10 protein-coding genes and 1 pseudogene are annotated in these 12,332 nt (G+C 68.1%); 8 read left to right on the top strand and 3 right to left on the bottom strand.

The window, feature by feature from the left end; all coding sequences use genetic code 11:
• Nucleotides 1–3 precede the first annotated feature (3 nt).
• The 3 genes from DQP58_RS16010 to DQP58_RS16020 all read left to right on the top strand — a co-directional run bounded on the left by DQP58_RS16010 (nt 4) and on the right by DQP58_RS16020 (nt 5,920).
• Nucleotides 4–2,280, top strand: coding sequence for an alpha/beta hydrolase-fold protein (locus DQP58_RS16010; protein WP_112709293.1), 2,277 nt, complete (start codon nt 4–6; stop codon nt 2,278–2,280).
• An 89-nt stretch (nt 2,281–2,369) separates the two neighbouring features.
• Nucleotides 2,370–5,387 carry a glycohydrolase toxin TNT-related protein gene (locus DQP58_RS16015; RefSeq protein ID WP_112709294.1) on the top strand — a complete coding sequence of 1,006 codons (3,018 nt, stop codon included), beginning with the start codon at nt 2,370–2,372 and terminating at the stop codon, nt 5,385–5,387.
• Entirely contained in the window at nt 5,384–5,920 is a 537-nt protein-coding gene (locus DQP58_RS16020; RefSeq protein ID WP_112709295.1) for a TNT antitoxin family protein, read from the top strand. The genes DQP58_RS16015 and DQP58_RS16020 overlap by 4 nt, the downstream gene beginning before the upstream one ends.
• A 39-nt stretch (nt 5,921–5,959) precedes the next feature.
• On the opposite strand, the gene DQP58_RS16025 is transcribed toward DQP58_RS16020, so the two are convergent.
• The gene (locus DQP58_RS16025; RefSeq protein WP_066867196.1) at nt 5,960–6,370 is read right to left on the bottom strand and encodes a F420-dependent biliverdin reductase; all 411 of its coding nucleotides are present in this window, start codon (nt 6,368–6,370) and stop codon (nt 5,960–5,962) included.
• 35 nt (nt 6,371–6,405) lie between these two features.
• On the opposite strand from DQP58_RS16025, the gene DQP58_RS16030 reads away from it, so the two are divergent.
• Genes DQP58_RS16030 through DQP58_RS16045 form a run of 4 tightly spaced genes read left to right on the top strand, consistent with a single transcriptional unit; the run spans nt 6,406 to nt 9,857 of the window.
• Nucleotides 6,406–7,155, top strand: coding sequence for an SDR family NAD(P)-dependent oxidoreductase (locus tag DQP58_RS16030; protein WP_112709296.1), 750 nt, complete (start codon nt 6,406–6,408; stop codon nt 7,153–7,155).
• Nucleotides 7,156–7,204: 49 nt separating this feature from the next.
• The gene (gene cbiE, locus DQP58_RS16035; RefSeq protein ID WP_112709297.1) at nt 7,205–8,371 is read left to right on the top strand and encodes a precorrin-6y C5,15-methyltransferase (decarboxylating) subunit CbiE; all 1,167 of its coding nucleotides are present in this window, start codon (nt 7,205–7,207) and stop codon (nt 8,369–8,371) included.
• Nucleotides 8,368–9,123, top strand: a complete 756-nt coding sequence (cobM, locus tag DQP58_RS16040; RefSeq protein ID WP_112709298.1) for a precorrin-4 C(11)-methyltransferase — start codon at nt 8,368–8,370, stop codon at nt 9,121–9,123. Before cbiE ends, cobM begins: the two co-directional genes overlap by 4 nt.
• On the top strand, nt 9,120–9,857 hold the full coding sequence (locus DQP58_RS16045) for a cobalt-precorrin-6A reductase (RefSeq protein WP_165827888.1): 738 nt from the start codon (nt 9,120–9,122) through the stop codon (nt 9,855–9,857). The genes cobM and DQP58_RS16045 overlap by 4 nt, the downstream gene beginning before the upstream one ends.
• Here the strand turns inward: DQP58_RS16045 and sigC are convergent.
• Nucleotides 9,854–10,408 (bottom strand): RNA polymerase sigma factor SigC, encoded by a 555-nt coding sequence (sigC, locus tag DQP58_RS27185; RefSeq protein ID WP_240629857.1) that lies wholly within the window; start codon nt 10,406–10,408, stop codon nt 9,854–9,856. The two genes, DQP58_RS16045 and sigC, sit on opposite strands and share 4 nt — an antisense overlap.
• 114 nt (nt 10,409–10,522) lie before the next feature.
• A pseudogene (locus DQP58_RS27420) lies at nt 10,523–11,263 on the bottom strand (DUF2275 domain-containing protein); the annotation flags it as partial.
• A 128-nt stretch (nt 11,264–11,391) separates the two neighbouring features.
• On the opposite strand from DQP58_RS27420, the gene DQP58_RS16055 reads away from it, so the two are divergent.
• A partial coding sequence (locus DQP58_RS16055; RefSeq protein WP_133259380.1) for a PPE family protein occupies nt 11,392–12,332 on the top strand: 941 nt, incomplete at its 3' end.

Raw genomic sequence — 12,332 nt, forward strand, 5'->3', positions numbered from 1 at the left:
GTGATGTCATTTCTGGATCTTCCGCTGCTTCCGATTCGCATCGCACGCCACGTCGCCGACGCGGTCCTGCACCCCAAGGCACCCGCGCCGGCTCCGGCACCGCCGGCCGAGCTGATCGTGGTCGACGGGATGCCCGAGGGCGTGCCACCGGCCGCGCGGCGCCCCGAGCCCACACTTCCCACGCCCGCCGGTTGGCCGTTCGGCGAGGATTTCCCGCGCACGTGCGGCGCCGGGCGGCTCGCCGGCGGCGCCCTGTTCTGGACCGACTTCCTCTACGACGACCACGGCGCGACCGGTGTCCCGATCGGCGACCTGAAGATCCAGGCGCCGCCGCGCGGAACCTACGTCTATCCGGATGGTCCGGCGGCCGGCAACGGCGCCGACATCTTCCGCGTGGCCATCGGACTCACCGAGACCCACACCTGGTGGCGGATCGACTGGAACACCCTGCTGGACGCGTCGGTGCCCATCGCGCTGTTCACCTTCGACACGGAACCCGCCCGAACGGCGGACGAACACTGGCCCGCCGCAGCCGGCGTGCGTTCGACGGGCATCGATACGGCCCTGCTGGTCTCGGGCACCGGCGCCGCGCTGATCGACCTGACCACGCAGGCCAAAACGCCGGTCGAGCACAGCGTCGACATGCAGTCGCGGTCGTTCGTCGCGCAGGTCCCGCGGTCACTGGCCGAACCCACGGGCAGCTGGACGGTCCGGCTGGTGGCCGGGCTGGCCAACTTGGCGGGGGACGGTTTCGCCGACGTGTCCGCCCTGCATGGTGCGCTGCCCGGGCAACCCAACGTGTACAACGTGGCATTCCGCACCCACGAGCAGGAGCCGGTGCACCTGAACTTCTGGTCGGATGCCGCCCAGGCCGCCGCCCTGACGCACGGCGACGTCTCCGAGTTCGCGCTGACGGTGCCGTGGGCCCAACTGGCGGCCCGCAACACCGGGCCCGAGCCGGTGATCACTGGCCCGTCCACCCGGTGGTACGTGTCGTCGGTCGAACTCGGCCAGGGCCTGGAACAGGGGTGGGCCGCCAACGACATCTTGAGCACCAAGCCGCAGTTCCTCGGCCGGGTGCAGCCGTATTCGATCAGCCTGCCCTCGAGCTACGCACCCGGTCGCACGCTGCCGCTGACCCTGCTGCTGCACTCGCTTTCACTCGGGCAGAGCCAGTTCGCCGCGATCGACCCGCACCTGTTGCACCAGGTGTGCGAGGGCCGTGACTCGGTGGTGGTCACGCCGCTGGCCCGGGGACCGTCCACCTGGTACTTCGACACCGGCGAACTCGACGTCTGGGAAGTATGGGCGCGAGTCGCCGAACAATTGGGTACCGATCCCAATCGCACTGTGATTTCCGGCTATTCGATGGGCGGGTATGCGACATACAAGCTGGGACTGAGCTATCCGCAGGTGTTCTCGCAAGCCGTGGTGCTGGCCGGGCCGCCGACGTGCGGGGTGCGGTTGCTGCCCCACGTCGACATTCCCGCCGACCTTGACCTGGACTCGCCCTGTGCCCGGGAGGGTGACACCTGGAAGCTGCTGGTGAACGCCCGGTGGCTGCCGTACGTCATCGCCCACGGGCTGCTTGACGAACTGGTCCCGTTCGCCTCGGCCGCCGAGCAGGTGCTGGAGTTGGACCGGCTCGGTTACCGCCACCGGTTCAGCGTCTACCCGCTCGAGGATCACATCGCCTGGGTGTTTCAGGACAAGTTCGAGGATCCGATTTCCCATATGGGAACCGCTGCGCGCCAAGCGGATCCGGGACACATCACGTTCGCCTGGTATCCGCAACTGGTGCGCGCCGATCTAGGCATCGGGCCGCACCAGGTGTGGTGGTTGTCGGAGCTGGCCGCCGATCCCGAGGTGACGGCGCGGCGTGGGGCCGTCGCCGAGGTCGACGCGCGCTCGTACGCGCGACCGGACCCCACGCACACCATCCGGCACCATCGCGGCGTCATTACGGGCTTCGAGCCGACACCCGGGATGTACAGCGAGCTGGACTGGCAAGTGGGACGGCCGGTCGGCCCGCTGCCGTATTTGACGTTGCGCCTCACCGGGGTTGCCGGTTTGCGGGTCGATGTCGCCCGAGCCGGGCTTGCCGACCTGCCGACGTCGACCATCACGGTGACCACCGATGTCGCCGCCACGATCACGCTCGGCGGCTTGCCGACGACGGTCGACGTGCAACTCGATGGCGAACCGGCCGGGGCGACGGTCGCGGTCTCACCTGGGCGACACCGCATCACGTTGACGGCCGCAGCGGCTGTTGATCGGTGAGTTGTGGCGCCAGCCGATTGTCGCTAGCTTGGCGAATCGATCATCGGGTGAATAGCGGCGACGGGCGGGCCTGAGCGAAAATTCCGCTCGTGGCTCCCTTGGCTGTCGATCCGGAGGCGTTGTACGCCGCGGGTGGTGCCGTGGGTGCCGCCGGCGGCGGCCTGGCGGCGAGCCTGACGGTGCTGGCGGCGGGTTTTTCGGCCCACACCGGGGTGGATCGCGCCGGCGAGGTGTTCGGCCTGGCATACCAGGACACCGCCGAGTCGCTGCTGAAGGCAGTGGCTGCCGCCGTGAATGCGTGCCGTAAATGCGGGGCGCTTATCCAGCAGGGCGCGTCCAACTATTCGAAGGCGGAGGCGGCCTCGACGCTAGGCGGCGGTGGCAGCATTTTGGCGGCGCCGCCCCCGCCGGATGAACTTGCCGCTCCCAAAGCCCCGGGAACGATGGGGCCCGGAGAGCCGCCACCGGCGCTATGGGCGATCGTCGAGTCGCTCGTCCTCGAGTTATGGCCCGACGGCGACGTGCCGGGTATGCATGCGGTCGCGTCTCGTTGGCGCGGTTTCGCCGCGGCGGCTAACGGGGTCCAGACGAGTCTCAACGCGGCTAAGACACTGCTGGATACCCAACACCTTCCTGAAGGTGACAAGATCGATAACGCTCTCAACGAAATAGGTGCTGCGGCAGCGACTATCGGCGCGCAATGCGGCAAGCTGGCCACTACCATCGACAAGTTCGCCGACAAAGTCGGCCACTCCCAACATGCGATCCGGGATCTGTTGCACCGGCTCGGATCCCTGGGCGACCTCGGTCACGACATCATGCTCATTATCGACGGCGACGCGTGGGACGAGATCAAGAAAATCGCCAAGGACATCAACGATGTACTGCACCATCTCGGGCAGGAGGCGCGCGCCTGCGTGCAGGGGATCAGACTGCTTACGGAAGCGGCCGATCGCGAGGTTGCCACATGCGAGAAGTACGCGCGCCGCGGGCTCACCACGTTCCTGGGAGAAGACGTCGGCAATCCGGTGGCGACCGCATTCGAGTTCGGGATAAATGCCCAGGAGGGCGTTCTCAAAGGTGCGGTCAACATGGGCTTAGGCCTTGCCGATCTCAGCCCACATTGGTTCGTCGTCGACCCCCAAGGTGCGGCCGCCACCTGGACCGGCCTGGCAAAGAATGCGTGGAAAGAGAGTTTGTTCAACGCTCCTCTGCATCCGAAGGAATTCGCGGACGCGAGACTTCAGGAGCTGAAAGGTCTTGTGCATGCCGAGGATTGGACCAAAGATCGGCCCGGATTGGGCGCTGGTGAAGTCGCGTTCGACTTTGGCACGCTGATTTCGCCCGGCCTCGGTGAGGCGGGCGCGGCTGTTGACGGCGCAGGTGCGGCCGCACGGGGCGTCGAGGGCGAGGCGGAGGCCGTTGACGCCGCTGGACGTGCCGGCGGGAAAACGGGCGAAGGGCTTGGCGGCATCGCGGGTGCCCGCGGTGAGCTGAGCGGCATTACCAAGGCGAGCGCCGACCTGCCCCAAAAGCTCGAAGGCGTAACGAAGGATTTACCGGATATCAAGCCGCCGGCAAGTGGCACTCCCGTGGCAATGCCACCCGGTAAGCCGATCGAGCCGCCGGTCGAGTCGGTACCTCGCCCGTCTGAGGGCGCCCCCGGCGCACCCCAGGGGTCGACGCCCGCGGCAACCACGCCGGCTCAGGCGGGCCCGCCCGGTGATTCGCCACCAGCCTCGAATGGTGCCAATGGCGTTCCGCGCGAGCCGAATTCGTCGCCCGCCCCTTCTGCACCGCCGGGTGGTCCCGTCGGCCCGCAAGGCCCTGCGTCCGTTCCCGCTGCGACGCCAGGCGGCCCGGGTGGGCTGCATGAACCGGCTGCAGAGCCCGCTCCTACGCCGGCACCGGCTGCGCCGGGCGCTCCCGGGGGCCCGCACGATCCGGCGTCTGTGCCATCCGGCGGCCCGCACGAACCCACCGCGGTGCCGGCGGAGCAGCCGCATGAGCCGGTCTCCGTGCCGGCCGGTGGCCCGCGTGAACCGGTTTCGGTGCCGACCGCCGGTCCACGCCTTCCGTCTGTGCAGGCGGCGGCTGGCGACGGGTTGCCGTCGGCAACCCCGCAACTACTCGACCATTCGTCGCTGCCCGTGTCGCCGAGCGGATCTTCCGCTGAGACCGCGCCTATCGGCCCCCACCCATCGGCACCTTCACCTCCCTCAGCGGGTCCGCGCTTCGAGGTCCCAGGCGGGCGCCCGACCGAATTGCCGACGCCGAGCGGTGGTGGCACGCATGGTCCCGGTGACGGCGGTCCGCCAGATGGACGCCCGCCCGACGGGCCACACGGCGGCGATCCAAATGGGCGTGGCGATGGCGATGGAGGTCCGCCGGGAGATCGGCCAGACGGGAAGGGTTCGGACGGCGATGACCCCTCGGGGCATGGTCATGGCGGCTCGCCCGGCGAGCGTCAAGACCCCGTCCATTCGCGCGAGTCGTCCGGCGACGGGTGGCATCGGTTGCCGGACGAGGAACTTGACCCTCACTATGGCGAGCCGTTGGACGATCACTGGGATTTCGCTGACGATCCAGTGGATCCTTCTAAAGTCCAGGGCGACGTCGCCAAACTCATTCGTGATCCCGAAGCGCCATTCGGTCGTGATGCCGGAGGACATCCCTACACTGCAGAGCAATACGCAGAACGATTCAACCGCTTAGGGCCCGAAGGTCAACGATGGATGAACTTTCCTGGTAACGCCGGCGCTGTCCCGCATACCCGGGTCGCATACACGGATGCCGCGTCTTACACGCGGGATTATGGTTCTTTACTCGATCGGATCGGCAAGGCCGATGGAAAATATCTGGCTGTTATGCAGGAGGGACAAGCCGCATCATGGGAGCAGCGCGCCCTGCATGTGAACTCGCTTCACGATCCCCATAACGCCTACACTTTTGATCACCTCCCGGATAAGTGGACCATTGAAGTGTCGGAGGTTGCGCCCGGAGTAGGCCAACCGGGTGGCTCATTGCAGGTTCGCGTGTTCAACTCGGAAGGTAGGCCAATGACGGTCGAAGAACTCACTGATCCGGACATCGGAGTGTTGAGATGACGGGTGGCATCGAAGTCTCACAACGCCTTGAGCAGTGGGCCAAATTGGCTGGTTACACACTCACAACGGGTCCAAGCACGAACGACGGGCGGCCATTGTTTTGGTCGGCTCTAGGGGAGACCCGGCTCTTTATCGGGAGAGGACAAGACGGTTGGTTCGTTATTACTGATTCCGACCGAATGGAATCCGAAATGTTCGTCCTGGCGGCCCCCTCCATCGAGACCATTGAGAAGTACCTGTTCGGTAAGTTTGGCATGTATATCCGCAACATTAGGGGTTTGCCTCGGGTGGGCGTACCAGCCGCGGCAAACGAAGTAAGTCCCGAATTCAACATGGAAACTCGCGACTATGAAGGTGTCGAACGCTTCGCTCTGATTTCTCGTGATGGTTCGACGGTAGCTATCGGAAGCGCTGACAAAGTAACTGCGACTGCGGAACTCAGGAAACTGGCCCTCTATTCGGCGTCGACGATTGATCAAATTGAAGCCTCGGCACTCGATCCAGATGGAAAGCCACTCTTTGAGCGTCGATGACTTCAATCGAACTCTGTTAGATCAGGTCCGCAGCAGAACCTACTCGCCCCGGTCCAAAAGATCCGATGACCCGAGCACCCGCTCGATCTGAACCTCGATGACCACGCGTCGTGGATTGGGGCGCGGGGTGCGATAGCGCTGGGCGTATCGCAGCTCGGCGTCGCGCACGGCGTCGGGGTCGTTGTTGACCTTGGACCGGCCCTCCAGCGACAGCCACCGCGCGCCGTCCACCTGGCTGAGCACGGCCAGCCCGCCGCGATCGGCGTTGACCGCCTTCTGCGAACCCCCGGTCGTGATGACCCGCGCGATGTGCGTCTTGGGATCGAAGGTGAATCCGACCGCCACTACGTGCGGCGAATTGTCGGCTCGCAGCGTGGTCAGCATGGCCAGATGCCGTTCCGACAGGAACGCCAGCGCATCGTCGGTGAGCCGGGTAGTGGTATTCGCCATCAACGCCCACGCTAGCGCAGGTGATAATCGCAGCCGTGGACGACACGGGCGCAGGTCCAGTACTGATCCTGGGTGGCCGCAGCGAGATCGGGATCGAACTGGCTCAACTGTTGGCGCCGGGCGCGACGGTCGTGCTGGCGGCGCGGCGCGCCGATCAACTCGCTGACCAGGTCGACGCACTCAAAGCCGCCGGCGCCGCAGCGGTCGAGACCCGGGAATTTGATGCCGACGACCTGGCCTCGCACGGGCCGCTGGTCGCCTCGATCATCGCCGAGCACGGTCCCATCGGTACCGCGGTCTTGGCGTTCGGCATCCTGGGCGACCAGGCCCGCGCCGAAATCGACGCCGCGCACGCGGTCGCCGTCGTGCACACCGACTACCTCGCCCAGGTCAGCCTGCTCACCCATTTGGCCACCGCGATGCGGAAAGCGGGCAAAGGCCGGCTGGTGGTGTTCTCCTCGATCGCCGGCGCACGCGTGCGTCGCGCCAACTACGTCTACGGTTCGGCCAAGGCCGGCCTGGACGGCTTCGCCAGCGGCTTGGCCGACGCGCTGCACGGCACCGGCGTCCGCCTGCTGATCGCCCGCCCGGGATTCGTCATCGGCCGCATGACAGAAGGCATGTCGCCCGCACCGCTGTCGAGCACACCCGCCCAGGTGGCCGCCGCGACCGCACGAGCGCTCGCAAAGGGCCGCCGCACGGTGTGGATCCCGTGGGCGCTCGGACCGGCGGCGGCCGTGATGCGCCTGCTGCCGCAGTTCATCTGGCGCAGGATGCCGCGATGATTCGCGCCGCCGACGATGCAGAGCGAAGCGATGAGGAGGAGCGTCGCATATGATCATCGTGGTCGGCATCGGCGCCGACGGCATGCCCGGACTCGGTGAAGCATCGCGCACCGAACTCCGCAGGGCCGCAATCATTTACGGCTCCCAGCGGCAACTCGACCTCCTCGACGACACCGTGCCCGCGCCGCGGCGACAATGGCCGTCGCCGATGTTGCCCGCGCTGCGAACGTTGCTCGACGAGCACACGGGCGACGTGCATGTGGTGGCCAGCGGCGACCCGCTGCTGCACGGCATCGGCGGCACCCTGATCCGCCTGCACGGCCGCTACAACGTCAGGGTGCTGCCGCACGTGTCCTCAGTGACGTTGGCGTGCGCGCGAATGGGCTGGAACGTCCACGACACCGAGGTGATCAGCCTGGTCACCGCGCAGCCGCGCACCGCGGTACGCCGCGGCGGCCAAGCGATCGTGCTGTCGCAGAACAAGTCCACGCCAAACGAACTCGCCGCACTGCTCACCGCGCATGGGCGCGGCGAGTCCGAATTCACCGTCCTCGAACGCCTCGGCGGCCCAGGCGAGCACCGCCGCGACGGCACCGCCCGCGACTGGGACGTCGACCGAGACCTCGACGACCTCAACGTGATTGCCGTGCGCTACCTGCCCGACGACCGTGTCTCACCACTACCCGACGACGCATTCACCCACGACGGGCAGATCACCAAGCAGGGGATCCGCGCGGTGACCTTGGCCGCCCTGGCGCCGCGGCCGGGGGAGCGGTTGTGGGACGTTGGCGCCGGCTCCGGCAGCATCAGCGTCGAGTGGTGCCTGAGCGGGCGCGGTTGCAGCGCAGTGGCATTCGAGCGCGACGAGCGGCGCAGGCACAATCTCGACAACAACGCCACGACCTTCGGGGCCGACATCGAGGTGCGCGGCGAGGCTCCGGACGCATTCGCCGGCGCCGAGCCGCCGTCGGCGATCTTCATCGGCGGCGGACTGACCCAGCCCGGTCTGCTCGAAGCCTGCCTGCACAACCTGCCCGCCGGCGGACGGCTCGTCGTCAATGCGGTCACCACCGAATCGGAAGCCGTTCTGGCGCAAGCACATCAGCGCCTGGGCGGCCAGCTGCGACGCTTCCAGCATTATCACGGTGAGCCGCTGGGTGCCTTCACCGGCTGGCGCCCGCAGTATCCGGTCACCCAGTGGGTGGTGACCAAGTGACCGTGTATTTCATCGGCGCCGGACCGGGTGCCGCCGACCTCATCACCGTGCGCGGTCAGCGGCTCCTGCGATCCTGCCCGGTGTGCCTGTACGCCGGATCGATCATGCCCGACGACCTGCTTGCCCTGTGCCCGCCCGATGCGAAAGTTGTTGACACCGGCCCGCTGACGCTCGAGCAGATCATCACCGAACTCGGCGAGGCGCACGCCGCCGGCCACGACGTGGCGCGCCTGCATTCCGGTGACCCCTCGCTGTACAGCGCGCTGGCCGAGCAGTGCCGCCGGCTCGACGCCCTGGGCATCGACTACGAAATCGTGCCCGGGGTCCCGGCTTTCGCCGCCGCCGCGGCCGCGCTGAAGCGCGAGCTCACCGTTCCGGGGGTGGCGCAGACGGTGACCTTGACCCGGGTGGCGACCCTGTCGACGGCCATGCCGCCCGGCGAAGACCTGAAGACGCTGGCCCAGTCCGGCGCGACCCTGGTCCTGCATCTGGCCGCAGCCCAGATCGACGCCATCGTTCCGCAACTGCTCGAAGGCGGCTATGGCGCCGAGACACCCGCGGCCGTCGTGGCTTTCGCCAGCTGGCCGCAAGAGGCGGTGCTGCGCGGCACGCTGGCCGACATCGCCGAGCAGATGCATCGGGCCGGTATCACCAAGACGGCTGTCATCGTCGTCGGCGACGCGCTGACCGCCGGGGGATTCACCGACAGCTACCTGTATTCGACCGGGCGGGCGCGGGGGAGCCGGCACTGATGCGGGTCCTGCTGCTCGGCGGCACCGGTGAGGCGCGCGCCCTCGCCAAAGCGCTGCATCCCCGCATCGACATCGTCAGCTCCCTGGCCGGCCGGGTGCCCGACCCCGCCCTGCCGGTCGGCCCCGTGCGCATCGGGGGGTTCGGCGGCGTCGACGGGTTACGGCGCTGGCTGCACGACGAACGCATCGACGCCGTCGTCGACGCCACCCACCCGTTCGCGGCCACCATGACGGCGCATGCCGCCGCCGCCTGCGCCGAATTGCGGATTCCCCACCTGATCCTGGCGCGCCCCGCCTGGGACCCGGGCCCCGCTATCGTCGTCGAGTCCGACACCGAGGCCGCGGAAAACGTTGCTCGGCAAGGCTATTCGCGGGTGTTTCTGACCACCGGGCGCTCGAGCGTGCGGGCCTTCGCCGGCAGCGACGCGTGGTTTCTGATCCGTGCGGTCACCGATCCCGACCCTTCGGCATTGCCGCGCCGTCACCGGGTGGTGCTCTCCCGCGGACCGTATGGCTACGACGACGAGTTCGCTCTGCTGCGGGACCACCGCATCGACGCGCTGGTCACCAAGAACAGCGGCGGGGACATGACCCGCGCGAAGCTGGATGCCGCCGCGGCGCTGAACGTTGCGGTGGTGATGGTGGCACGCCCGCCGCTACCGGCCGGCGTGTCGACCGTCGGCACGGTGGCCGAGGCCGCCGAATGGGTTGGCGCGCTGGCCGATTCGCGCTAGCCGGTCAGGTGGCCGCGCTCGCCGTCGGCCAGCAGCGCGTCGCGGGCGCGCGCGACGCGGGAACGGATGGTGCCCACCGGGCAACCGCAGACCGCGGCGGCGTCGGCGTAGGGCAGGCCGAGCAGTTGGGTGAGCAGAAGCGCTTCGCGCTGTTCGGCGTTGAGGTTGGCGATCATGGTGGTCACCTCGACCAGGTCCTCGAAGCCCCGAGCGTGCCGGTCCGCGCGCACCACGTGCTCGGGATCGGCGCCCATGGCCGCGCGGGGTCGCGACTGCAGGTGGCGAATGTGGTCGGCCACCACGCGGCGGGCGATCGAGAGCAGCCAGGTCCGCGCGCTTGAACGCCCGGAGAACCGCTCGATGGCGCCGATGGCGCGCAGAAAGGTCTCTTGGGTCAGATCGTCGGCGCTGCCCGCATCCGACAGATAGGCGACGAACCGCCACACGTCTTGCTGGGTGGCTTTGATGAATGCCTCGAGCGCTCGCGCGTTTCCGCGCGCGGCTGACAACGCGAGCTCGGTTACGGCCTCGTCATCGCTCGGCGCGATCATGCCCAACCACCTTTGTTGTGCGAGTTTTCCGATTCTACGACGGCCCGTCGTAGACGATGCGGTCGGGTGGACGGCGGCATGGTTGATGGGCCGCAGATGCCCACGCCGCCGTCCGCTGGGTGAGTCCGCCGCCCAGGCCGGAAAGTGCGCGTCGTCCGAGGCATCCGAACCGCGCCGGCGGTGCGAGCCCACCCGTTCCCGCGCCACCAGCAACGCGAACGCCAAGCCCAACAACAGGGGCATGTGGCTGGCGATGCGGGTGGCGGTCACCTCGCCGGCGAAGGCGTCGACGATGACATAGCCCAGCAGCGCAACGGAATAGACACCGGTTATGGCCGCCACTCCCGAGGCCGATGCGGGCCAGACACCGGCCGCGATCATCGCCAGACCCAACGCCAGCAACCAGGCCGTGGACTCGTGCATCAGGTGCTCACCAGACATCGCGCCGTGCATATGCCCGGACACCATGCCGAAATCGATTCCGCTGATTTGGGCTGCGGCGATCGCCACCTGGAAGAGGCCGACCGCGATCAGGCCCCAGCGCCGGTAGTGCGACCGCAGCCAGCGCATCCGGGTCTGATGTCCGGTGGCCTGCTCGCCGATGCTCGCCATGATCTTGTCGACCAGGTCGGGCCCTTCGCCGGGCGTCACCGACGCCAGCCGGCGCGTCTGCACCGCCGCCCCGATCAACCAGGAGCGGCAGCTGCGGCAGGATTCGAGGTGGGCGTCGACTTGCTGCGCGAGGACCTGGGGACGCTCGCCGTCCAATCGAGCCGACAGCGCTTCGCGCGCAATCTCACACCGCATCCCTGCATCGTTGCGCATGGCCCGGCCCCGCGCAAAGACTCGCCACATTTGGCCCCGGAACGAAATTGCGGGGAACTAAACGGCGCCGACAACCGACCTCTGGTCGTACGCATCGCCAGCCCACCCACGAGATGCACCGAAGAGGTATTCGTGTCCTTGCCCGAAGGCCCCCGACGATGACCGCCCCGATCTGGATCGCGTTTCCGCCCGAAGTGCACTCGACACTGCTCAGTAGCGGCCCCGGCCCCGCGCCGCTGCTGGCCGCCGCCACCGCGTGGACCTCGCTGAGCACCGACTACGCGACCGCGGCAGCCGAGCTCAGCGGAGTGCTGGGGGCGGTGCAGGCGGGGTCGTGGGACGGCCCCAGCGCGGACCAGTACGTGGCCGCACACGCCCCCTACCAGGCCTGGCTGCTGGAAAGCGCGGCCAAGAGCACGACGGCCGCGGCCCTGCACGAGACGGCGGCCACCGCCTACACCACCGCCCTGGCCGCCATGCCGACGCTGGGCGAGCTCGCGGCCAACCACGCGGTGCACGGGGCCTTGGTCGCCACGAACTTCTTCGGGATCAACACCATCCCGATCGCCGTCAACGAGGCCGACTACGCGCGGATGTGGGTGCAGGCCGCCACGACGATGACCACCTACCAGGCCGTCAGCGAATCCGCGCTGGCGGCGGTCCCGGCGACGACGCCCGCGCCGACCATCGTCGTACCGGGCGGCGAGGCCGCCACCGCCGGCGTCCAGGCGGTACAGGCGGCCGCCCTCGCGCCGGCCGCGAGTTCCGGCTCCAACCTCAACAACGCCGACACCTCGAGCGCCCAGCAGCAGGCGGCGACGCAGACCTATCCGTCGTGGATGGACCAGCTCACCCAGTGGCTGCAGCAGTACACCCAGAACTTCGCGTGGCCGGTGTCCAAGGACCTCAACCCCGGTGGGTGGCCATTCCCGCCGGTGCCCTGGGTCAACAGCCTCGCCTCGTTCTTCGGCCAGTTGGGGCTCTCACCGGCCCTGTCGAGCGCGCTGGGCTGGGCCATCTTCCACACCCTGATGATCTTCTGGCCGTTCATTCAGCTCGCGATCCAGATGGCGGTGGTGCTGGCACCGGTGGTCGTGGC

The organism is Mycobacterium colombiense, assembly GCF_003284975.1.
Classification (GTDB): Bacteria; Actinomycetota; Actinomycetes; order Mycobacteriales; family Mycobacteriaceae; genus Mycobacterium; species Mycobacterium europaeum_A.

What these genes read in the sequence shown, in the direction of transcription:
- DQP58_RS16025 (WP_066867196.1), bottom strand. Translation starts at nt 6,370, where the DNA reads ATGGCGAATACCACTACCCGGCTCACCGACGATGCGCTGGCGTTCCTG.
- sigC (WP_240629857.1), bottom strand. Translation starts at nt 10,408, where the DNA reads ATGATCGCGCCGAGCGATGACGAGGCCGTAACCGAGCTCGCGTTGTCA.
- DQP58_RS16010 (WP_112709293.1), top strand. Translation starts at nt 4, where the DNA reads ATGTCATTTCTGGATCTTCCGCTGCTTCCGATTCGCATCGCACGCCAC.
- DQP58_RS16020 (WP_112709295.1), top strand. Translation starts at nt 5,384, where the DNA reads ATGACGGGTGGCATCGAAGTCTCACAACGCCTTGAGCAGTGGGCCAAA.
- cbiE (WP_112709297.1), top strand. Translation starts at nt 7,205, where the DNA reads ATGATCATCGTGGTCGGCATCGGCGCCGACGGCATGCCCGGACTCGGT.